General features: G+C 69.8%; 20 protein-coding genes and 1 pseudogene. 7 read left to right on the top strand and 14 right to left on the bottom strand.

Features of this window, described 5'->3' with window-relative positions; genetic code table 11:
- The first annotated feature begins 13 nt into the window (after nt 1-13).
- From ACO073_RS29070 to ACO073_RS29050, 5 genes are all read left to right on the top strand, one after another.
- The gene (locus ACO073_RS29070) at nt 14-1060 is read left to right on the top strand and encodes a glycosyltransferase (protein WP_422002761.1); all 1047 of its coding nucleotides are present in this window, start codon (nt 14-16) and stop codon (nt 1058-1060) included.
- A 6-nt stretch (nt 1061-1066) separates the two neighbouring features.
- Nucleotides 1067-1954 carry a hypothetical protein gene (locus tag ACO073_RS29065; RefSeq protein ID WP_422002759.1) on the top strand — a complete coding sequence of 296 codons (888 nt, stop codon included), beginning with the start codon at nt 1067-1069 and terminating at the stop codon, nt 1952-1954.
- A complete protein-coding gene (locus ACO073_RS29060) occupies nt 1951-3177 on the top strand; it encodes a glycosyltransferase (protein ID WP_422002757.1) in 1227 nt (408 codons plus the stop codon). The genes ACO073_RS29065 and ACO073_RS29060 overlap by 4 nt, the downstream gene beginning before the upstream one ends.
- A 104-nt stretch (nt 3178-3281) precedes the next feature.
- A complete protein-coding gene (locus ACO073_RS29055; protein WP_422002755.1) occupies nt 3282-5081 on the top strand; it encodes a type I secretion system permease/ATPase in 1800 nt (599 codons plus the stop codon).
- Nucleotides 5078-6370 (top strand): HlyD family type I secretion periplasmic adaptor subunit, encoded by a 1293-nt coding sequence (locus ACO073_RS29050; RefSeq protein WP_422002754.1) that lies wholly within the window; start codon nt 5078-5080, stop codon nt 6368-6370. The genes ACO073_RS29055 and ACO073_RS29050 overlap by 4 nt, the downstream gene beginning before the upstream one ends.
- A 51-nt stretch (nt 6371-6421) precedes the next feature.
- Here ACO073_RS29050 and ACO073_RS29045 read toward each other — a convergent pair.
- From ACO073_RS29045 to ACO073_RS29030, 4 genes and pseudogenes are all read right to left on the bottom strand, one after another.
- Nucleotides 6422-9539, bottom strand: a pseudogene (locus tag ACO073_RS29045) (efflux RND transporter permease subunit).
- Nucleotides 9539-10756, bottom strand: a complete 1218-nt coding sequence (locus ACO073_RS29040; RefSeq protein WP_422002752.1) for an efflux RND transporter periplasmic adaptor subunit — start codon at nt 10754-10756, stop codon at nt 9539-9541. The pseudogene ACO073_RS29045 and the gene ACO073_RS29040 overlap by 1 nt, the downstream one beginning before the upstream one ends.
- A gap of 125 nt (nt 10757-10881) precedes the next feature.
- Nucleotides 10882-11376 (bottom strand): hypothetical protein, encoded by a 495-nt coding sequence (locus ACO073_RS29035; protein ID WP_422002750.1) that lies wholly within the window; start codon nt 11374-11376, stop codon nt 10882-10884.
- A 148-nt stretch (nt 11377-11524) separates the two neighbouring features.
- The gene (locus ACO073_RS29030) at nt 11525-11965 is read right to left on the bottom strand and encodes a DUF3775 domain-containing protein (RefSeq protein ID WP_422002748.1); all 441 of its coding nucleotides are present in this window, start codon (nt 11963-11965) and stop codon (nt 11525-11527) included.
- A gap of 191 nt (nt 11966-12156) precedes the next feature.
- Here ACO073_RS29030 and ACO073_RS29025 point away from each other — a divergent pair, with 191 nt between their 5' ends.
- The gene (locus tag ACO073_RS29025; RefSeq protein WP_422002746.1) at nt 12157-12555 is read left to right on the top strand and encodes a translational machinery protein; all 399 of its coding nucleotides are present in this window, start codon (nt 12157-12159) and stop codon (nt 12553-12555) included.
- A 12-nt stretch (nt 12556-12567) separates the two neighbouring features.
- Here ACO073_RS29025 and ACO073_RS29020 read toward each other — a convergent pair whose 3' ends face one another.
- Both ACO073_RS29020 and ACO073_RS29015 read right to left on the bottom strand, forming a co-directional pair.
- Nucleotides 12568-13554 carry a zinc-dependent alcohol dehydrogenase family protein gene (locus ACO073_RS29020; protein WP_422002744.1) on the bottom strand — a complete coding sequence of 329 codons (987 nt, stop codon included), beginning with the start codon at nt 13552-13554 and terminating at the stop codon, nt 12568-12570.
- A 37-nt stretch (nt 13555-13591) separates the two neighbouring features.
- Nucleotides 13592-14068 carry an Hsp20/alpha crystallin family protein gene (locus ACO073_RS29015; protein WP_422002742.1) on the bottom strand — a complete coding sequence of 159 codons (477 nt, stop codon included), beginning with the start codon at nt 14066-14068 and terminating at the stop codon, nt 13592-13594.
- Between the two features lie 186 nt (nt 14069-14254).
- Here ACO073_RS29015 and ACO073_RS29010 point away from each other — a divergent pair, with 186 nt between their 5' ends.
- Nucleotides 14255-15094: a universal stress protein gene (locus ACO073_RS29010; protein WP_422002740.1), complete on the top strand. Its 840-nt coding sequence runs from the start codon at nt 14255-14257 to the stop codon at nt 15092-15094.
- A gap of 36 nt (nt 15095-15130) precedes the next feature.
- On the opposite strand, the gene ACO073_RS29005 is transcribed toward ACO073_RS29010, so the two are convergent.
- The 8 genes from ACO073_RS29005 to ACO073_RS28970 form a co-directional block, all read right to left on the bottom strand.
- Nucleotides 15131-15499, bottom strand: coding sequence for a phasin family protein (locus ACO073_RS29005; protein ID WP_422002738.1), 369 nt, complete (start codon nt 15497-15499; stop codon nt 15131-15133).
- 32 nt (nt 15500-15531) lie between these two features.
- Nucleotides 15532-16218 (bottom strand): helix-turn-helix domain-containing protein, encoded by a 687-nt coding sequence (locus ACO073_RS29000; RefSeq protein WP_422002736.1) that lies wholly within the window; start codon nt 16216-16218, stop codon nt 15532-15534.
- A 100-nt stretch (nt 16219-16318) separates the two neighbouring features.
- Nucleotides 16319-16609: a hypothetical protein gene (locus ACO073_RS28995; protein WP_422002734.1), complete on the bottom strand. Its 291-nt coding sequence runs from the start codon at nt 16607-16609 to the stop codon at nt 16319-16321.
- On the bottom strand, nt 16606-16935 hold the full coding sequence (locus tag ACO073_RS28990) for a hypothetical protein (RefSeq protein WP_422002733.1): 330 nt from the start codon (nt 16933-16935) through the stop codon (nt 16606-16608). The genes ACO073_RS28995 and ACO073_RS28990 overlap by 4 nt, the downstream gene beginning before the upstream one ends.
- A gap of 61 nt (nt 16936-16996) precedes the next feature.
- Nucleotides 16997-17950 carry an ABC transporter ATP-binding protein gene (locus ACO073_RS28985; RefSeq protein ID WP_422002731.1) on the bottom strand — a complete coding sequence of 318 codons (954 nt, stop codon included), beginning with the start codon at nt 17948-17950 and terminating at the stop codon, nt 16997-16999.
- Nucleotides 17951-17960: 10 nt separating this feature from the next.
- A complete protein-coding gene (locus tag ACO073_RS28980; protein ID WP_422002729.1) occupies nt 17961-18335 on the bottom strand; it encodes a response regulator transcription factor in 375 nt (124 codons plus the stop codon).
- Between the two features lie 73 nt (nt 18336-18408).
- Nucleotides 18409-19038 carry a response regulator FixJ gene (gene fixJ, locus ACO073_RS28975; protein ID WP_422002727.1) on the bottom strand — a complete coding sequence of 210 codons (630 nt, stop codon included), beginning with the start codon at nt 19036-19038 and terminating at the stop codon, nt 18409-18411.
- Nucleotides 19028-20575 carry a two-component system sensor histidine kinase NtrB gene (locus ACO073_RS28970; protein ID WP_422002725.1) on the bottom strand — a complete coding sequence of 516 codons (1548 nt, stop codon included), beginning with the start codon at nt 20573-20575 and terminating at the stop codon, nt 19028-19030. Before ACO073_RS28970 ends, fixJ begins: the two co-directional genes overlap by 11 nt.
- Nucleotides 20576-20618: the final 43 nt, after the last annotated feature.

Raw genomic sequence — 20618 nt, 5'->3', positions numbered from 1 at the left:
ACCCGCCCCGGCAATGCCCACCGCTCCTCCCGTCGGAGTCGTCATCGCCAACCACAACAACGGCGCCTTCGTCGAGCGGACGATGGAGTCGGCGGCCCGGCAGTCGGTGCGCGACCTGACGGTCGTCGTGGTCGACGACGCCTCGACCGACGATTCCGACGAAGCCATCCGGCGCTGCCTGGCGCGACTGGACGATCCGCGGTTTCGCTACCTGCCCCTCGAGACCAATCTCGGCCAGGCCGGCGCGCTGCTGAGGGGCATGGCCGGCCTCGACACGCCGTTCGTCTGCTTCCTCGATTCCGACGATGTCTGGTACGAGGATTTCGTGGCGCGTCACCTCGCCGTTCACCTGAACGCCGATTTCCCGGTCGCGATGACCTACTGCGATTCCCACATCATCGACGCGAACGGCCGGCTGCTGGCGGGAACCGCCTGGTGGTTCGATTCGAGCGATCCCGGCGCCTGGAACCGGCGGACGGTCGATCCCGCGCGACTGCCGACCGTCGATCCTTCGAGCGGGACGATCACCTATCCATCCCGCGGCGGCGCGACGTTCCATCCGCAATGGTCGCTGGCCGGCGCCACCAACACGACGGCGAGCATGATGCTGCGGCGGTCGTTCGTCGATCTCGTGATGGCGCCGCCGACCCAGGATCTGCGCCTCTATGTCGACTACTACCTGTCGACCTTCGCCGGCCTGATGACCGGCGCCATCGCGATCGACCAGCCCCTCTACGGCTACCGCATGCACGGCCGAAACGGCCATTCCGACGCCACCGTGCCGGGCGGCGCCTACAATTCGTCGAGCCGGCCCTGGGCGCCGATCCGCGACTACGTGCTGCAGATGGTGCAGCTCGTGCTGCGGACGGAATCGACGGCGCTCTGCCGGACGTTCGGCGAGGAGCGCCACGCCGAGGCAGAGGCCCTGATCGCCGCCGCCATCGGCGACCTGCCCGCACCGGCGGACAAGCCGCGCTGGCGGCCGGAGCTGCTGCTCGCCCGTGCGGCGGACCTCCTGGGCGGCGGCCTGCCCCGCCGGCGCCTGCGCGGACGATCCTGACCCCTCATGCCGGGGCAGGCCGTTTTCGTCGGCGTGGCGCGGGACTGCAGTCGGCACCTGCCCGGCGTGCTCGCCAATCTCGAACGCTTCGCCGCGACGTACGTCCGGGCCGCCTTCCTGTTCGCCGTCAGCGATTCGACCGACGATACGCGCGCCCTTCTCGAAGGCTGGCTGGCGGCGGGCCGCCGTCCCGGGCGCGTGCTCGAGCTCGGCACCCTCGCGACCTCGCTGCCGCGCCGAACCGAACGCATCGCCCATGCGCGCAACGCGCTGCTCGACGCGATCCGCGCCGCTCCCTGGGCGAACTACGAGCAGCTGGTGGTGGCCGACCTCGACGACGTGCTCGCCGCGCCGGTGGGCGCCGAACCCTTCGCCCGGGCATCGGCCTGGCTGGCGGAGGATGCCGGGCGCGCCGCCGTGCTCGCGAGCGCCGCGCCGCGTTACTACGACGTCTGGGCCCTGCGGCACGAGACCTGGTGCCCGGGCGATTGCTGGCATCCGATCTGGGGGCGACCTCCATCCGAGTCGTTCGAAGCCGCCAAGTTCCGCGAGGTGTTCGCGCGCCAGATCGTGCTGCCGCCTTCGCTGCCGCCGGTGCGCGTCCTCTCGGCCTTCGGCGGGCTCGGTCTCTACCGCATGGATCGGGCGCTGGCCGCCCGCTACCGCGGCCTCGACGGACAGGGCCGGGAGGTCTCGGAGCACGTCGCCTTCAACGCCGACATCCGTCGCGCCGGCGGGCAGATCCACATCTTTCCGCCGCTGCAGGTCCATGCCCCCACCCAGCACCTCTATGCCGGCGAGGATTTCACCCTGCGCTGGCGTCTCGCGATGCTGCTCCGCCGCGCCGTCGAGCGGCACCGCCGGCCGTGGCGGCGACTGCTGGCCCCGTCTTGACGGTCCTGATCGTCGATCCCGCCCTGCATTCGCTGGGCGGACATCACTACAACGCGGTTCAGCGACTGCAGGCGGAAGGCCGCCGCCTGGGAATCGAGGCGGCCTGCCTCGCCTCGGCCTTCGCCGACGCCCGCGTCACCGGCGAGCTCGGCGCCCTGCCCGTGTTCACCAGATCGGTCTATGGACGGTCCTACGCGGCGGACGAGTTCTCCGAGTCCGTCGCATTGGCGGACCGCGAGCTTTCGCGGGCGCTGCGCCGACCGGGCGGTCTCCCCGACCTGCTGGTCCTGCCCTGCTGCGATGCCGTGCTGGCGGCGGCCCTGACGCGCCACATCCGGCGCGCCTGGTGGCGATCGCCGCCGTCCGTCATCGCCTGGATCCTCTACGCGCCGCACCACCTCAAGAAGCTGGACGATCCGACGACCACGGCTCAGCAAGAGGAATGCCGGAACGCGCTCGCGGGCCTCGCCGCTTCAGTCGGCCCCGACCGCTGGCAGGCGTTCTGCGAGACGCCCGCCCTGGCCGAGTACTATCGCGCGCTGGCCGGCATCCCGGTCGGCGTCCTGCCAGGGCCGGGTCTGGCCGGCTCGGACGCCGCGCCCCGCGGCCAACCGGGCCGTCGGCTCACTGTCTCCTGCATCGGCTTCGCCAACCGGGCGAAGGGCTATGGGCTGCTGCCGGACGCCGTCGGCGCGGTGCTGCAGCGCCGATCCGATGTCGGCTTCGCGATCCACGGCATCGTCGAAGGATCCGACGCCGAGGAAGACAGGGACGTGTTCGAGAGGCTGTCGGCCCTCGGCGACGCCGTCCGCGTCCACCAGGGCGTTCTCTCCGCCGACGAGTACGGCGCCTGGCTGGACCGGTCGGACCTGCTGCTGCTCCCCTACGATCCCGCAGTCTATGGCGCCCGCGGCTCGGGCGTCTTCACCGACGCCCGGCGGCGCGGGCTGCCGGTCGTCGCGCCGCGGGCCTGCAGCTTCGCCCGGCCGGCGTTCGACGGCGGCTGGGGAGTGGCGATGGAAGAGTACTCGGCAGGCGGGCTGGCCAGCGCCATCCTGACGGCCCTCGACCGTCATATCGCGCTGGCGCTGCAGGCAAGGGCCGAGGCGGCGCAGGTCGCGGACCGGCTCGGCGACATCCTGGCAGGAGCCGTCGACGGCGCCCGGACCAGCCGCGCCGGGCTGATGGACAGGATTCGCCGCCTGGCAGCGAGGCTTGCCTAAGTTCGGCTCGAATCGCGGTGCATTGAGCGCGATTGTGATACATACGGCCGGTTGAACGAAAGCCGACCAGCGTGCTGCTTCGAAGAGACAGGTCCCGGGGCTGAATGAGGCCGCCAACTCCCGTACAACGCAAGTCCGAGCTGGCGGCCGCCCTCGGCCGTTTTCGCCATGCCCTGATCGGCATCGGCGCCTTCACGGCCGCCATCAACCTGCTGCAGCTCACCGGCCCGCTGTTCATGCTCGAGGTCTACGACCGGGTCATCCCCGGCCGCAGCGTCCCGACGCTGGTCGGCATCGGCATTCTTGCGCTTGTCATGTTCGGCTTCCAGGGCATCCTGGACGTGGTGCGCGGTCGCGTACTGGTGCGCATCGCAGGCTCGGTCGACGAGGCCATGAGCGGGCGCATCTTCGACCTCGCCGCCAAGCTTCCGCTCAAGGCCCTCACGCCCGCGGCCTTCCAGCCGGTCCACGACCTCGACCGGATCCGCTCCTTCATGTCGACGGTGGGGCCTGCCGCCTTCTTCGACCTGCCCTGGATGCCGTTCTATCTCGGCATCTGCTTCGCCTTCCATCCGCTGATCGGGGCCGCCGCCTCCGTGGGCGGCCTCCTGCTGATAGCCATCACGATCCTGACGGAATTCCGCAGCCGCGCGCCGGCGCGCGACGCCGCCGCCATCTCCGAGGGCCGGATGGGCCTCGCCGAGGCGAGCCGGCGCAACGCCGAGGCCGTCCAGGCGATGGGCATGGCGGGCCGCCTCTCGGCCCGGTGGAACGAGCACAATCGCCGCCATCTCGCGGCCCAGCAGCGGGTCGCGGACATCGCCGGCACCATGTCGACGCTGTCGCGCATCCTGCGCATGGTGCTCCAGTCGCTGGTGCTGGCGATCGGCGCCTGGCTGGTGATCAACCAGCAGGCCACCGCCGGCATCATCATCGCGAGCTCGATCCTGACCTCGCGCGCGCTCGCTCCGGTGGAGGTGGTGCTGGCGCACTGGCGCAGCTTCATCGCCGCCCGCCAGAGCTGGCGGCGGCTGAACGGCCTGCTGGCGGCGGTGCCGGCCGACCGTCCGCGCATGGAGCTGCCGCACCCCTCGGCGTCCGTCACCGTGGAAAGCGTCGCCGTCATGCCGCCCGGCGCCAACCGCATCGTCACCCAGGGCGTCACCTTCCAGCTCAAAGCCGGCCAGGGGCTGGGCGTGATCGGACCCAGCGCCTCGGGCAAGTCCTCGCTGGTCCGGGCCATCGTCGGCGTGTGGCCGACCGTCCAGGGCAAGATTCGCATCGACGGTGCCGCCATCGATCAGTGGACGCCCGAATCGCTCGGGCCCCATATGGGCTACCTGCCCCAGGACATGGAGCTGTTCGGCGGCACGGTCGCCGAGAACATCGCGCGCTTCACGCCGGACGCCTCGTCCGACAGCATCATCGCCGCCGCCAGGGCCGCCAGCGTCCATGACCTGATCCTCGGCCTGCCGCAGGGCTACGAAACCCAGGTCGGCGATTCCGGACGCAACCTGTCGGCCGGCCAGCGCCAGCGCGTCGGCCTCGCCCGCGCGCTCTACGGCGACCCGTTCCTCGTCGTTCTCGACGAACCCAACTCGAACCTCGACCGCGAGGGCGACGAGGCGCTGACCAAGGCGATCCTCGGCGTCCGCGCGCGCGGCGGCATCGTGATCGTGGTGGCCCACCGGCCGGCGGCCCTGGCCGGCGTCGACATGGTGCTGGTCATGCTGAACGGCCAGCAGCAGGCCTTCGGACCGAAGGAAGCCGTGCTCCAGCCCCAGCCGGCCGGCCAGGTGCCCGGACAGAACCAGGCCCCGGCGGCGGCCTATGCACCGGCCGCCCGCATGGTCACCCCGATGACGGTGCGCGCCGCGCCGCGGCCGCAGGAGAACACGAAGTGACGATCGACCGGTCGCTCAAGCTGCATCTGCTGGTGGGGACGGTCGCGGTCGCCGTGCTGCTCGGCATCACCTTCGGCTGGGGCACGCTGACCGAGATCTCCGGTGCGGTCATCGCGCCCGGCAAGCTCGTGGTCGACAGCAACGTCAAGAAGGTGCAGCACCCGACGGGCGGCGTGGTCGGCGACCTCATGGTCAAGGACGGCGACAAGGTGAAGAAGGGCGACGTCGTGGTGCGCCTCGACGACACCCAGGCCCGCACCAGCCTCGCCATCGTGACCAAGGCGCTGGACGAGATGGAGGCGCGCCAGGCGCGGCTCGAGGCCGAGCGCGACGGCGCCGACAGGGTGACCTTCCCCGCCGACCTGCTGGCCCGCAGCGGGGAGCCCGACGTGGCGCAGATCATGAAGAGCGAGCAGCGCCTGTTCGAGCTGCGGCGGGCCGCCCGCGAGGGCCAGAAGGCCCAGTTCGCCGAACAGATCGATCAGCTCAAGCAGCAGATCGCCGGGAACCAGGAGCAGATCGCCGCCAAGACCAAGGAGATCGACTGGAACCAGCAGGAGCTGGGCGGCGTGCGCGGCCTGTGGAAGGACAAGCTGGTGCCGTTCAGCCGCGTCACCACGCTGGAGCGCGATTCGGCCCGCCTGCATGGCGAGCGCGGCGCGCTGACGGCGGCGATCGCCCAGGCCCGCGGCCGCATCTCCGAGATCGAGCTCAAGATCCTGCAGATCGACGAGGACCTGCGCACCGAGACCGGCAAGGAGCTGGCCGAGATCCGCGCCAAGAAGGCGGAGATGACCGAGCGGCGCGTGGCGGCCGAGGACCAGCTCAAGCGCATCGAGCTGGTGGCGCCGCAGGACGGCAAGATCTTCCAGCAGACGGTGCACACGATCGGCGGCGTCATCCAGGCCGGCGAAGTCATCATGCAGGTCGTGCCCGACGCCGACGACCTGATCATCGAGGCCAAGGTCGCGCCCCAGGACGTCGACCAGCTCCATCTCGGGCAGAAGGCGGTGGTGCAGTTCGCCTCGTTCAACCGCCGCACCACGCCGGAGCTGAACGGCGAGATCGTCAGCATCGGCGCCGACGTCACCCAGGACGATCGGCGCAACGAGAGCTACTACGCCGTCCGGATCCGCATCTCCGACAAGGAGCTGGCCCGCCTCGACGGGCTGACGCCGATGGCCGGCATGCCGGTCGAGGTGTTCATCCAGACCTCGCCGCGCACCGTCGCCTCCTATCTCACCAAGCCGCTGCGCGAGCAGTTCGACCGGGCCTTCCGCGGGCGCTAGACTAGCGCCGAGGCCGCGCTCCAATGATGCGCGCCCAGCAACAAGCGATGATCATCCCTCGCCGCCGGCGGCGGGCTGCTTGCGCCGGCGGCGGGTCAGCAGGCGGAAGAACAGCGGCACGAACAGGATGGCGACGAAGGTCGCCGCCAGCATGCCGCCGATGACGCCCGTGCCGATCGAATGGCGGGCCGCCGATCCGGCGCCGGTGCTGGTGGCGAGCGGCATCACGCCCAGGATGAAGGCGAGCGAGGTCATCACGATCGGCCGGAAGCGCAGCCGCGCCGCCTCGATCGCCGCGTCGTAGGCCGACAGGCCCTGCTGATGGCGCTGGGCCGCGAACTCGACGATCAGGATGGCGTTCTTGGCGGCGAGGCCGATCAGCGTCACCAGGCCGATCTGGAAATAGACGTCGTTGTCGAGGCCGCGCAGCCAGATGGCGACCAGCGCGCCCAGCACGGCGAAGGGGACGGCGGTCAGGACGGCCAGCGGCAGCGACCAGCGCTCGTACTGGGCCGCCAGGATCAGGAACACCATGACCAGGCCGAACACGAAGCCCAGGCGCCCGGCGCCGGCCGTCGCCAGCTCCTGGAAGGCCGAACCGGTCCAGCCGATCGTGTAGTCGCTGCCCAGCGTCTTGCTCACCAGGTCCTGCATCACCGCGATCGCCTGTCCCGAGGAGTAGCCAGGCGCCGGCCCGCCGATGATCTTGGCGGCGGGGAAGATGTTGAACCGGTCGACCGTGTCGGGACCGATGACGCGGGTGAGGGTCACCAGCTCGTTCAGCGGCACCATGGCGCCGGTGTCGGACCGCACGAAGATGTTGCGCAGGTCATCGGGCTTCTCGCGGAAATCCGCCTCCGACGACAGGCTGACGCGGTAGGTCCGGCCATAGAGCGAGAAATCGTTGACGTAGAGGCTGCCGAAAGAGCTCTGCATCGTCTCGAAGATGGTGTTGATCGGGATGCCGAGCGCCCGCGCCTTGTCGCGGTTGACGTCGGCGCGATACTGCGGGACGGACGTCGTGAAGGTGGTCGACACGCCGCGCAGCTCGGGCCGCTTTGCCGCCGCCTGCACGACCTTGTTCACCGCCTCGCTCAACCCGCTCAGCGGTCCCCCGGTGCGGTCCTGCAGAAAGAGCTCGAAGCCGCCGGTGACGCTGATGCCGATGATCGGCGGCGGGTTGAAGCCGATGACGATCCCGTCCTTGAAGTTGGCGTTGAGCGCGGCCAGGGCCGGCGCCAGGTTGCGCGCATCCTCCCTGGGATCGTGGCGCTGCGACCAGTCCTTCAGGGTGACGAAGGAGATGCCGGAGTTGGTCTTGAGCGCCCGCGACAGGAGGTCGAAGCCCGAGAAGGTGACGACGTTGGCGACCGCGGGGTTCTTCAGCAGCGCCTCGGTCGCCTCCTTGGTGACCTCGCGCGTGCGGGCGATCGCCGCCGCCGGAGGCAGGATGGTCACCATGAAGACGTAGCCCTGGTCCTCGGCAGGCACGAGGCTTCCCGGAATCTTCTGGAAGAGGGCATAGACCAGCCCGAGCACGACGGCGAAGCCGGTCACGCCGAGGATCGCGCGGCGCATCAGGAAGCCGACGCCGCCGGTGTAGCGCGCCGTCACCCACGCGAACCCGCTGTTGAACCAGCGGAAGGGCCGCCACGGCTCGGCGTGGCCCTGCTTCAGCAGCAGCGCCGCCAGGGCCGGCGTCAGCGTCAGCGCGACGATGCCCGAGATCACCACCGAGACCGCGATCGTGACCGCGAACTGGCGATAGAGCTCGCCCGCCAGGCCGCCCAGGAACGACACCGGGATGAAGACGGCGCACAGGACCAGGACGATGGCGATCACCGGCCCGGTGACCTCCTGCATCGCCTGGATGGCCGCCTCGCGCGGCCCCTTGCCCTCCGTCGACATGATGCGCTCGACGTTCTCCCAGCACCACGATCGCGTCGTCGACGACGATGCCGATGGCCAGCACCAGGCCGAACAGGGTGAGCAGGTTGATCGAGAAGCCGAGCAGGTACATGCCGGCGAAGGTGCCGATGATCGACACCGGGATGGCGATCACCGGGATCAGCATCGCCCGCACGCTCTGCAGGAACAGGAACACGACCAGCACCACGAGCCCGATCGCCTCGGCGAAGGTGTAGGCGACCTCCTCGATCGACACCTCGACGAAGCGGGTCGTGTCGAAGGGAATGTCGTAGCGCAGGCCGACCGGGAAGCGCTTGGCGACCCGTTCCATGGTCTCGCGGACCTCGGCCGCCACCGCGAGGGCGTTGGCGCCGGGCTGCAGGTAGACGGCGATCGGCACGGCCGGCGCACCGTTGAAGGTGCCGGAGAAGCCGTAGGTGAGCGCGCCCAGCTCGACGCTGGCCACGTCCTTCAGGCGCAACGCCCCGCCGTTCGGCTCGGAGCGTATGATGATGTCCTCGAACTGGGTGCGGTCGTTCAGCCTGGGCGGCGTGGTCACCGAATAGGTGAAGACCTGCGGCCGCTTCATCGGCTCCTCGCCGAAGCGCCCGGCAGCGAACTGCTGGTTCTGCTCGCGCACCACCGCCGCGATGTCCGCCGGCGTGAGGTCGTACTGCGCCAGCTTGTCGGGCCGCAGCCAGATCCGCATCGAATAGTCGGAGGCGCCGAACAGGCTGGCGTCGCCGACGCCGGGCAGGCGCCGCAGCTCGTCGAGCACGTTCACCAGCGCGTAGTTGCTGATGTAGATCGTGTCGTAGCGCCCGCCCGGCGACGACATGGTCAGGACCTGCAGGATCGAGGTCGAGCGCTTCTGCACGACCAGCCCCTGGCGCGACACCTCGGCCGGCAGGAGCGGCAGGGCGCGCTGGACGCGGTTGTTGACGTTGATGGCGTTCTGGTCGGGATTGGTGCCGATCTCGAACGTCACCGTGAGGTTCATCGTGCCCGAGCCGGTCGATGTCGAGAGCTGGTACAGCATGTTCTCGACGCCGTTGATCTGCTGCTCGAGCGGCGCGGCCACCGTGGCGGCAACGGTCTCGGCCGTCGCGCCGGGATAGGTCGCCGAGACCACGACCTCGGGCGGCACGATCTGCGGATACTGCGAGATCGGCAGCACCCGCATCGATACCAGCCCGGCCAGCACGATCACGATCGACAGGACGGAGGCGAAGACCGGCCGATCGATGAAGAATTTCGAGATCACGGCTTGTCGCCCGCCGCCTTGCCGGCCGCCACCGGCGGCTTGCCATCCGCCGGCGGCGGCTTGGCGGCGGCGAGCGGCACCGGACGGACAGGCTGGCCCGGCCGCACCCGGATGACGCCGTCGACCACGATCCGGTCGCCCGGCTGCAGGCCCTTGCGCACGACCCAGCCGTCGTCGAGCTCGCGGAACAGCCGCACCTGGCGCACCCGGGCGACGTTGTCGGGCTCGACCAGATAGACGAAGGCGCCGAGCGGCCCCTGCGAGATCGCCGCCTTCGGGACCACGATCGCGTGGGGCAGCACGATGCCCGTCATCTTCACGCGGACGAACTGTCCCGGAAGCAGCTCGCCGTCACGGTTGGGGAAGACGGCGCGGGTCAGGATGGTGCCGGTGCGCGGATCGACGGTGCGGGAACGGGTGTCGACCGTGCCGAGATGGGGGTAGACGGCGCCGTCGCCGAACTGCAGCTCGACCTTGACGTGCTGGGGATCGAACAGCTGCTCGTTGGTCCGGCCGATCTCCTGCAGCGAGCGCAGCTCGCTGTCGGTGAAGGTGAAGTTCACATAGGCGGGATCGAGCTGGGTGATGGTCGTCAGCAGCGTCTGCTGCGCCTGGATCAGCGTGCCCTCGGGCGGCGACACCAAGCTCGTCGGACCCTTGACCGGCGCCCTGATGGTCGTGAATTCGAGATTGAGCCGCGCGACGTCGACGTCGGCCTGGGTCGACTGCACGGCGGCACGTGCCTGGTCGCGCCCCGCGATCGCGTCCTCGAGCGACTTCTGGGTCGCCACCTTCTGCGCCGCCAGTCCTTCCTGACGCTTGTAGTTCTCCTCGGCCTGGACGAGGGCGGCCTTCGCCTGGGCGGCCTGCGCCGTGGCCCTGGCCAGCGCCGCCTCGTACGTGCGGGGATCGATGCGGAACAGGACCTGTCCCACGTCGACGACGGCACCTTCGTCGAATTCCCGCTTCAGCAGCAGGCCGCTCACCTGGGAGCGGATCTCGACCACGCGAAATCCCGCCACGCGCGCCGCGAACTGCAGCGGCAGAGGCACGTCGGCTTCCTTGAGGGCGACCACGGCCACCTCGGGCGGCGGCGGCACGGGGGGCGCGGCCGGCGTGGCGGGGGGCCGGTTCCACCACCAGGCCACGCCTCCGGCAATGGCGGCGACGATGGCGATCGCGGCAATGATTTCCAGCCAGCGGCTCGCCTTCATCGCTTCATTGTCCCTTCCCAGCCCCCGATAGCGTTCGACCGGCCGCACTAGACCAAGCGGACCGTTCGGCCGTCAACCGCACGGAGAAGGAAGGACGGGGACCGAAGTCCCCGCAGGAGGCGCGGCTATTGCTGACGCGGAGCCTCTGCAACCGATGGCGCCGCCGCGCAGTGGCGGACGGCCGCGACGGACGGGCCCGCACCCGCCGCCTTGAGATCGATGGCCACGTCGCCGTCGAAGGGATGGTCCGCGACCATATCGAAGCGCAGCTTCATGTCGTTGCCGCGCTGCATGGCCTCGACCAGACGCGGGGACAGTGCCGGCAGGACACCGGTCGCGTCATCGGCCAGCATCGCAAAGGTATCGGCGAACAGGATCTCGACCGGGAAGACCGTGCCATCGATGGCGACCTCGGCGCGCGGCGCCGGCTTCAGCTGATCGCTGTGCGCGGCAACGGGCTTGAGCGGCCCCTGGTCGGTGAGGAAGAGCTGAAGCTGCACGGCTCCCTTGCCTTCCTCCGCCAGCGGCTGTTCGCAGGCGAGCACGACGGCCGCCACGTTCATGTTGGTGTTGGACGGCTTCAGGACGGCTTCGTCTTGACGGGGTGCCTCCTGGCGCATCGCCAGATCCTGGGCCTGGACGACCGGAACCGCGGTCAGCGAGGCCAGGGTCGCAAGTCCGGCGAACGCGACACCAAGGCGATGACGACCGTAGGCCGGCCGCAGGCGCGGATTTGGGTTCTTCATGACACGACCTCCGGGCAGGTTGTCAGAGATGGTTCTTCTCGAAATCCTCGCAGGAGCGGCCGAAGAGCGAGAGCCCTTCCTCGAGGTGATCGGGCAGAAGAGGCTTGGTCAGGAGGTAGGCAGCCGTCCGGTCGTTGTGGAGACGCTGGGCTTCGCCGCGCAGCTCACTCCACTCACCGATGTCGCCGTCGCCACGTCCCAGCCACGCGAGCGCCACCAAGTCGACTTGTTCGTCGACGTCTAAAGACCCGATGAAGGCGACCAGCTCCTGATAGGTCGGGTCGGCGGCATGGGCCTCCAGCACCGAGACCATTCCGTCGTCGCTCCCGTTCGAAGCCGCGTCCGGATCCGTCTCGACGTCCTGAACGTCGAATTCGCGTGCCTTCACGATGATGTGGCAGACCTGCTCCGTCGAAATCGACAGATTTGGGACGTCAGGCTGCACATTGTGGACGATGGTCATGGCTCACCCTCTCTGTCCGGTATCAAAGTCTGGCCGGCCCGGTGGTTCCCGACTCGCTCCCGGCTTCCGGGACCGGGCCCACTGCTGCAAATCGGCGCAATGCCGGTGGCTGGCCGCGACAATTGATCCAGATCAAACGCCCCCGAGGGCGAACCGCCGAGCCTTCTGCGCCTAACGCGCAGGAGCACCGCATGACGCATAGCCATGCCATCGTCTGGATGGACAGCAAGGAAGCCCGCATCTTCCACTTCAACGCCACCGACGTCGACGGCGAGCGATTCCGGGCCCACAACGAGTTTCGTCAGGTCCACCACAGGGCCGGGGTGATCGGCGCGGGCCGCTCGGCCATGGACACGGCCTTCTTCGACCACATCATCGATTCCCTGCGCGGCACGCGCGAATGGCTGCTGGTCGGTCCGGCCAACGGCAAGCTGGCGCTGCTCGAGCATATCGACAAGCACATGCCCTGGATGCGCAAGTCGCTCGCGGGCGTCGAGGCGATGGATCATCCGACCGACGGCGAGCTCGTCGACCACGCGCGCCGCGCCTTCAAGGCGATCGACCGGATGCTGCCCAACACGCCGGCCTGAGCGGCATCCTCGCTAGGAAGGCACCAGCACGGCCGCGCCCTGGAACCGGCCCATCCGCAGGTCGTCCAGCGCCTCGTTGGCCTTCTCCAGCGGATAGACGGTCGTCGCCGTGCGCACGCCGGCGCGCGGCGCCAGTTCGATGAACTCGGTCGCGTCCTGCCGCGTGAGATTGGCGACGGACAGGATCTGCCGCTCCTCCCACAGGTCGCGGTAGGGGAACTGCGGGATGTCGCTCATGTGGATGCCGCCGCAGACGACGCGGCCCCCCTTGCGCACCGCCCGCAGGGCGGCGGGAACGAGGGCGCCGACGGGTGCGAAAAGGATCGCGGCATCGAGCGGCTCGGGCGGCCGCTCGTCCGATCCGCCGGTCCAGCACGCGCCCAGCGACCGGGCGTGGGCCTGCGCCGCCGCGTCGCCCGCCCGGGTGAAGGCATAGACCTCCCGGCCCTGCCAGAGACAGACCTGGGCGATGATGTGGGCCGCGGCCCCGAAGCCGTAGAGCCCGATCCGCCGGCCCTCCCCGGCCAGCTTGAGCGACCGCCAGCCGATCAGGCCCGCGCACAGGAGCGGCGCGGCGGCGACCGGATCGTCGAAGCCGTCGAGCGGAAAGGCATAGGCTGCGTCGGCCACGACATGGGTCGCGTAGCCGCCATCGCGGCCGTGCCCGGTGAAGACCGGTCGGTCGCAGAGATTCTCTCGCTGCGACACGCAGTAGGGACAGGTACCGCAGGTGTGGCCGAGCCAGGGAATGCCGACGCGCCGGCCGGGCCGCAGCGACGTCACGCCGTCGCCCACCCGGTCGACGATGCCGACGATCTCGTGTCCCGGGACGATCGGCCGGCTTATGTCCGGCAGCTCGCCATCGACGACGTGAAGGTCCGTGCGGCAGACGCCGCAGGCCTCGACGCGGACCCGGACCTCGCCCGCGGCCGGGAGCGGGTCCGGCCGAACCTCCATCACGAGCGGTCGCCCGGGAGAGGAAAGAACCATCGCCTTCACGGGTGCCTCCCTCCCCTCGCGGGCGCCGCGCCCGCGCCTACTCGCCCTTGACGGCGACCTGCTTCACCTGGGCCGACGGAGCGGCCGCCTTGGCGATCTCGAGCACCAGGACGCCCTTCCCGAACTTCGCCTCGATCGACTCGCGGTCGGCGTCGGCCGGCAGCGTGAAGGCCCGCGTGAAGCTGCCGTAGCTGCGCTCGGAATAGTGCGTCTTGTCGTCGGTGCGCTCCACCTTCTTCTCGCCGGCGATGCTGAGCACGTCGCCATCGACCTGGACCTTCACGTCCTTCTCGTCGAGGCCGGGCAACTCGACGCTGACCGTATAGGCCTTCTCGCTTTCCTTCACCTCGACCTTGGGCATGTGGTCGAAGACCCGCATCGAGCGCGGCTCGGCGGCGGGAGGCATCTCCATCCAGTTGAACGGCCAGGACCTCATCATGCGGTTGACGAACTGGTCGATGTCGCCGGTGAAGGGCGACAGGCCGCGCGGCGTCAAGGACTTCGTTTCGTTCATCTCTGTCCTCCTCTACGGATCGACCTCGATCCTCGACGCCTCATAGGCCCCTCCACGTCGGGCGCCTTGACGAGGATCAAGCGCGTGCAGTCGTGGGGCCCGCGCACCGCGCCTGCCCTTGACGCGAATCAAGGCAACGGCCAAGGCTGAGGCGTATTGTTGCCCGCGAAAAGGACGGAGGCTCGCGTGCCCTACAAGACGATCCTGGTTCATTGCGACGATCACCGCGCGATGGCGACGCGCATGGAGATCGCCACCGGCCTGGCGGAGCGCTTCCAGGCCCATCTCGTCGGCCTGAACGCCCGGCCGCCCTTCCAGCCGCCCGCCTTCTCCGAGGGCGCCTACTCGATGGACCTGTTCTTCAGGGACTACGAGACGGCCCTGAATACCGGCAGTGCCAAGGCAAAGGAGGCCTTCGATGCCGCCGTGAAGGGCAAGGAGATCGCCACCGAGTGGCACTCCGTCGACGGGCGAGCCGAGGACCTCCTCACCGTGCACGGCCGCTATGCCGACCTGACGGTCGTCGGCCAGACCGATCCGGACGCGACCGGATTGCCCCTGGTGTCCGACCTCCCCGAATCGGTCGCCGTCGGCACCGGCCGCGGCACCCTGGTCGTTCCCTATGTCGGCACCAGGGCACCTCTCGGGCGCAACATCCTGCTGTGCTGGAATGCCAGCCGGGAATCGAGCCGTGCCGCCACCGAAGCGCTGCCGCTCCTGCAGGGCGCTGCCAGCGTCACGGTGCTGATCGTCGAGCCGAAGAGCTCGCCGGGCGGCCACGGGCCGCAGCCGGGCGCCGACGTGGCGACCTGGCTGAGCCGTCACGGCGTAAAGGTGACGGTGCAGTGCGATGTCGCCCCCGACACCGATGTCGGCGGCGTGATCCTGTCGCGTGCCATGGACCTCGGCAGCGACCTGATCGTGATGGGAATTTACGGCCATTCGCGCATGCGCGAGATGGTCCTGGGCGGCGCAAGCCGTACCTTGCTGTCCGGCATGACGGTGCCGGTCCTGATGGCCCACTGACCGGGGACAACTCCCCGAACGGCACGAGATATCAGATCAGGCGACGAGTTCGGCGCTGGCCTGGACCGACGGGGTCGTGCCCGTGAGCGAGAGGCTGGTCGCCAGCCGGGCGATGCGGGTGGCCTCTCGCGTGTAGTCCTGCGCGGCCTGTTGCCACCAGTCCTGCTGCAACCGGACCAGGTCACCGAGGTCCCGGGCCGCCATCAGGGCGCTCCAGGCGCGCTGGTTGCCGGTCCAGCGCGCGTCGACGAACCTGGCGGTTTCCTGCTGCCATTCCGAGCAGGCCTCGGAACAGGCCTGCATCGCGTCCGCGGCCACCGTCGCGGCCGAGGTCAAGCCGGCCAGAGGACTCCACGGACCGGCAGCCGCCGGCAGCGCGGGATACGGGAACGGTGCGTTGGTCATGCGGTCCTCCCTCACTGGGGACGTAAGGCCTGCTAGGCGTCGAGGTTGCGCAGCGCCATCTTGTTGCAGATCGCGATCGACCGGCTGGCCGGCAACAGCTCGATGAGGCCGCTGCGGGCGAACTGGGTGAGCGTGCGCGACACGGTCTCGATCGTGAGCCCGAGATGATCGGCGATGTCGGACCGCTGCATCGGCAGCTCGAAATGCTCCTCGTCCTCCGAGATGCGCTGGGCCATGTCGAGCAGGAAGGAAGCGAGCTTCTCCTGGGCCGTCTTGCGGCCGAGCAGGAGCATGTGATCCTGGGCACGTTCGAGGCTGCGCAGGGTCGCCGACATGATCCTGTCGCGGAAGGCCGGATCTTCCTCGATCAGGGCGCCGAGGCGATGCCGGCGGTAGGCGACCACCGAGGCATTGCCCAGCGCTTCCGCCGAGAAGCGATGCTCGGCCCCGGCCTCCAGGCCGAAGAAGTCGCCCGGCAGATGGAAGGCGTCGATCTGGCGGCGGCCATCGCTCAGCAGCTTGTAGGACCGGATGGCGCCGGAAACCACCTGGTAGAAGTATTCGGCCTCGTCGCCCTCGGCGAACAGCTCCTCGCCCTTGGCCAGCGCCATCGCGGTGCCCACCGGGCCGCGGCCCGGCGTCCGGGGAGCCATCGGCGCACGAAGGCCGAAGGCGATGGGAGCGATCTTGGTGGTCGGGGTGGCTGTCTGGGCCTGCATGACTTACTCCCGGTGTGGCGTCTCTGGCCCCAGAACTAGCCCCCTCTCCGGCGGCCCACCATTCGGGTGATGAACTAAGGGATTTTACGGAGGCGCCGACTCAGCGCCGCCGGGCCATCAGCACCAGGGCCGCGATCAACCCGGCCATCAGGTAGACGCAACCGGCGATCAGCGCCGCATAGACGCTCCCGAGCGCCTCGGCGACGGCCCAGTAGGCCGCCAGGGTGAGGAAAAGGAGGCTGGTGGCGAACAGGCAGGCGACGGCCAGCATCCCGGCCAACGAGACCGCGGCCCGCCGGCCGGCCTCGGCGACCGACGCGGCGCCATAGGCGGCGAGCGCCTTCACCACGGCGGTCAGCACGGTGCCCGTCTCCTCGCGACCGGTACTCATCGCCGCACCAGCCTCGCCAGCAGGAACCCGGCGGCCGCCGCGATGCCGACGGCCAGGAAAGGCCTCTCCCTGATCGCCGCCTCGAGCTGCCGTTCGCCGCTGCGCATCGTGCCCGCGGCCTCACCCGCTGCGGCGGCCAGCTCCTCGGCCAGTCCGGACATACCCTCCGCGACCTGGCGCGCGGCCCGGCTGGCGGCGGTCGCCGCCTCCGCTCCCTCGGTCCGCGCCAGGGCCTCGAGCGCCGCCGCCAGCCGCTCGAACGGCTCGCGCAGGCCGACCGGCTCGCGGTCCGCGGGGCCGGATGCTTCCGTGGTGGTCTTGGACATGGAGATCTCCGTCGAACCGGCCGACCTTGCGGCCGCCGGCCGGCACCGTCGTTGACCTGCATCAAGCCGCCGGGGCGCTCGGCCGGCCGGCCGGCCGGCCCGACAGCCGCTCCAGCGCCTCGACGAACAGCCGGTACTTGACGTCGACGACCGAGAATTCGCGGCCCCAGTTCACCAGGTCTCCCCAGGGGTCGTTGAGCTTGCCCATGCCGCTCACCATCGCCACGACGGTGCCGACCTCGATCCGCCCCTCGAGGGCCAGCCAGCCGCCGACCCCGAGCGCCACCGCCACGGCGGAATGGTGCATCAGGTTCATCAGCAGGTTCATCGTGAACTTCAGCTTGTAGATGCCCATGTTGAGCGCGAAGACGCGGGCGATCGGCTCGCGGGCCCAGCCGCCGTCGTGGTTGCTGGTGAGCGCGGCATTGACGATGTCGCCGCTCAGGCCGCGCTTGGTCAGGATGCGCGACTGGGCGCGGCGGTTGATGGCGCCCTGCAGCAGCGGCACGAAGAGCATCTGCGGCACGAAGAAGGCCAGCGCCAGCAGCGCGAGTCCCGCGTCGAGGAAGAGCATGTAGGACAGGACGCTCACGAGGATGCCCGCCTGCAGCAGGGGCTCGGAGACGCTGATCCCGGTGAAGCCGCCGATCGGCTCGACCTCCTCGAGCATCACCGCGATCTCCACGCCGGCGTCGGCGGCCGTGGAATCCCCGGCGGACGCGGCCGCCTCGCCGGCCGTCGTCCGCAGCGACCGAACCGAATCCTCGGCCACCCATCCGCGATAGACGTTCAGGACGAGCTTCAGCGACTGCTCGGCGACCGCCACGCCGGCATAGGCCGCCGCCAGCCAGACGATCGTCTCCAGGGCGCCATGCTCGACGATGGCATTCACGATGCGCCGCTGCAGCTCGAGCGGCACGGCACTCAGCAGGAAGACGGCAATGGACAGGAGCGCCAGGCCGGCCTGGTGCCTGCCCGTGCAGCGCAGAGCATAGCCGAGGATCGTTCGGGGCATGGCGTCGAGACTACAACGAGCCGAGCGCCCGCCGGATGCATTCGACCAGGGCGGCGTCCGACAGCGGCTTCTCGACGACGTCGGTCATTCCCGAGCGCAGGGCCAGCGCGCGCAGCTGCCGGGTCACGCGTCCGCTGATCAGGATGGCCGGCAGGACGACGCCGCGCCCGCGCAGACTTTCCACCAGCTCGATGCCGTCGATCCCGGGCATGCGGTAGTCGACCACCAGGCAGCCGTGCGTCGGCAGGCGATCGTCGGCCAGAACGGCATGCGGCCCGTCGTAGAGCCGGACGCGGAAGCCCTCGACCTCCAGCGCGAACTTGAGCGCCGCCCGGACGGCGGCGTCATCGTCCACGACGAGCACGATCTCCGCATCACCACACATGGATCGCAGCCCCTCCTCCCCTGGCGGCCAGTCTCGTCGAAGGGTGGGAGCGGGTATTTGATTCAGCGCAAACTCAGCGATCGCGAGCCGACGCCCCCTCGGCGTCGACCAGCACCATGCGCACCAGGTCCGACAGGCTGTCGGCCTGCATCTTGGTCATGACGTTGGCGCGGTAGACCTCGACGGTGCGCGGGCTGATGCCCAGCTCGTAGGCAATGATCTTGTTCGCCTTGCCGCCGACCAGCCGGTCCAGCACCTCGCGCTCGCGCTCGGACAGGGTCTGCAGGCGGGTCCGGACGGCGGCGCAGCGCGCCTCGCGCTCGCTGTCGCGCGCATGGCGCGCCAGGGCCGCCCGCACGGCCGACAGCAGGATCTCGTCGTCGAAGGGCTTCTCGATGAAGTCGACCGCGCCGGCCTTCATGGCCTCCACGGCCAGCGGCACGTCGCCATGGCCGGTGATGACGATCACGGGGAAGCCTGCCTCGAGATCGTGCAGGCGACGCTGAAGTTCCAGCCCGTCCATCTCCGGCATGCGGATGTCGGTGACGACGCACCCGTCCTCGACGTCGGGCAGGAGTCCGAGGAACGCCACCGCCGATTCGTGCACCCGGACCGCCAGCCCCGCGGTGCTGAGCAGGAAGGCCAGCGACTGCCGGACCTCGGCGTCGTCGTCGATGACATGGACCACACGGCTAGCCGCCATTGTCAGGCTCCCCGAGCTCGGCACTGCGCAGGGTGAAGCGGAAGATCGTGCCGCCACCCGGCCGGCTCTCCACCCAGATCTTGCCGCCATGCGCCTCGACGATCGTGCGGCAAATGGACAGGCCCAGCCCCATGCCCTTGCTCTTGGTCGTGACGAAGGGCTGGAACAGATGGCGGGCCACCTCGGGCGCGAGGCCGGCCCCGGTGTCGGCGACGCTGACCTCGACCAGTCCGCCGGACTCCGCCACCGTGGCGATCTCCAGCCGGCGGTCGTTGGCCGACTCCATCATCACTTCCATGGCGTTGCGGATCAGGTTGACCAGCACCTGCTGGATCTGGATCCGGTCCGCCAGCACCAGGTCGGCCCCGGGATCGAGGCGAAACGACACCGCGATGCCGTTCTCGCGCGCGCCGATCAGCGCCAGCGTGCTGGCATCCTCGATGAGCCTGGGCAGGTTCTCGACCCGCCGGTCGCTTTCCCCGCGCGACACGAACTCCCGCAGGCGGCGGATGATGTGCCCCGCCCGCAGCGCCTGGTCGGCGGCCTTGCCCAGCGCCTCGCGCAGCACCGGCGCCGACAGGTTCTCGGCCCGGTCGAGCAGCCGCTGGCAGCCGCGCAGGTAGTTGCTGATGGCCGTCAGGGGCTGGTTGATCTCGTGCGCGAGCGTCGAGGCCATCTCGCCCAGCGCGGTGAAGCGCGACATATGGGCGACCTCGGACTGCAGCTCCTTCAGCCGGCTTTCGGTCAACTGCTGGTCGGTGAGGTCGCGGATGAAGCCCGTGAAATGGTGGCGGCTGCCGGTCTGCAGCTCTCCCACCGTTAAATGCATGGGAAAGGTCGTGCCGTCGCGGCGCCGGCCGACGACGATGCGACCGATGCCGATGATCCGGCGCTCGCCGGTCGCGAGGTAGCGGCGGAGGTAGCCGTCATGCTGCTCGCGGTCGGGCGACGGCATGAGCCCGTTGATGCTGGTTCCCTCGAGCTCGGCCCCCGTGTATCCGAACAGCCGCTCGGCGGTCGCGCTCACCGATTCGATCCTGCCCTGGTCGTCGATGATGATCATCGCATCGGGGACGGTCTGGAGGATCGAGTGGAGCCGCGCTTCGGCCGCCTCGAGCGCCGGCAGTTGTTCGCGACGGGCGGCGCCGTCGTCCAGCGGCTCGATCGCATGGACGATCCACGCCACCTTCCCGCCTGTGTCCAGCGCCGGCATGTTGGTCATGGCGAAGAGCGGCGGCGGCTCCTCGGGCGCTGCATCCGGTGACGGGATCGCAAGGACGCCGCGCTGCGGCCGGCCGCTCCGTCTCACGGCTTCCAGCGACCGGATCAGTTCCGCCTGCGCCGCGCTGCCGGCAAAGGCGCGGCCGACCGGCTGCCCGACGAGATCGCCGCGGGTTCTGCCGCAGAGCCGGGCATAGGGTTCGGTGCAGTCCACGATCGCGAGATCGGCCGACACGACCAGCTCGGCGCCGGTCGAGGTCGCGACAGGCTGGACGGCGCCGGCAGGGGCCGGCGGGCGGGCTGACGTCTGGTCCATGGGTCGGCTGCTCAGCTTGATGATAACACGCCGTCCCGCGCTA

The sequence above is a fragment of the Reyranella sp. genome (assembly GCF_965229815.1).
Taxonomy (GTDB): Bacteria; Pseudomonadota; Alphaproteobacteria; order Reyranellales; family Reyranellaceae; genus Reyranella.
This window is presented reverse-complemented; position numbering and strand designations above follow the sequence as displayed.

What these genes read in the sequence shown, in the direction of transcription:
- ACO073_RS29070 (WP_422002761.1), top strand. Translation starts at nt 14, where the DNA reads ATGCCCACCGCTCCTCCCGTCGGAGTCGTCATCGCCAACCACAACAAC.
- ACO073_RS29065 (WP_422002759.1), top strand. Translation starts at nt 1,067, where the DNA reads ATGCCGGGGCAGGCCGTTTTCGTCGGCGTGGCGCGGGACTGCAGTCGG.
- ACO073_RS29055 (WP_422002755.1), top strand. Translation starts at nt 3,282, where the DNA reads ATGAGGCCGCCAACTCCCGTACAACGCAAGTCCGAGCTGGCGGCCGCC.
- ACO073_RS29040 (WP_422002752.1), bottom strand. Translation starts at nt 10,756, where the DNA reads ATGAAGGCGAGCCGCTGGCTGGAAATCATTGCCGCGATCGCCATCGTC.
- ACO073_RS29035 (WP_422002750.1), bottom strand. Translation starts at nt 11,376, where the DNA reads ATGCGCCAGGAGGCACCCCGTCAAGACGAAGCCGTCCTGAAGCCGTCC.
- ACO073_RS29030 (WP_422002748.1), bottom strand. Translation starts at nt 11,965, where the DNA reads ATGACCATCGTCCACAATGTGCAGCCTGACGTCCCAAATCTGTCGATT.
- ACO073_RS29025 (WP_422002746.1), top strand. Translation starts at nt 12,157, where the DNA reads ATGACGCATAGCCATGCCATCGTCTGGATGGACAGCAAGGAAGCCCGC.
- ACO073_RS29015 (WP_422002742.1), bottom strand. Translation starts at nt 14,068, where the DNA reads ATGAACGAAACGAAGTCCTTGACGCCGCGCGGCCTGTCGCCCTTCACC.
- ACO073_RS29005 (WP_422002738.1), bottom strand. Translation starts at nt 15,499, where the DNA reads ATGACCAACGCACCGTTCCCGTATCCCGCGCTGCCGGCGGCTGCCGGT.
- ACO073_RS29000 (WP_422002736.1), bottom strand. Translation starts at nt 16,218, where the DNA reads ATGCAGGCCCAGACAGCCACCCCGACCACCAAGATCGCTCCCATCGCC.
- ACO073_RS28995 (WP_422002734.1), bottom strand. Translation starts at nt 16,609, where the DNA reads ATGAGTACCGGTCGCGAGGAGACGGGCACCGTGCTGACCGCCGTGGTG.
- ACO073_RS28990 (WP_422002733.1), bottom strand. Translation starts at nt 16,935, where the DNA reads ATGTCCAAGACCACCACGGAAGCATCCGGCCCCGCGGACCGCGAGCCG.
- ACO073_RS28985 (WP_422002731.1), bottom strand. Translation starts at nt 17,950, where the DNA reads ATGCCCCGAACGATCCTCGGCTATGCTCTGCGCTGCACGGGCAGGCAC.
- ACO073_RS28980 (WP_422002729.1), bottom strand. Translation starts at nt 18,335, where the DNA reads ATGTGTGGTGATGCGGAGATCGTGCTCGTCGTGGACGATGACGCCGCC.
- fixJ (WP_422002727.1), bottom strand. Translation starts at nt 19,038, where the DNA reads ATGGCGGCTAGCCGTGTGGTCCATGTCATCGACGACGACGCCGAGGTC.
- ACO073_RS28970 (WP_422002725.1), bottom strand. Translation starts at nt 20,575, where the DNA reads ATGGACCAGACGTCAGCCCGCCCGCCGGCCCCTGCCGGCGCCGTCCAG.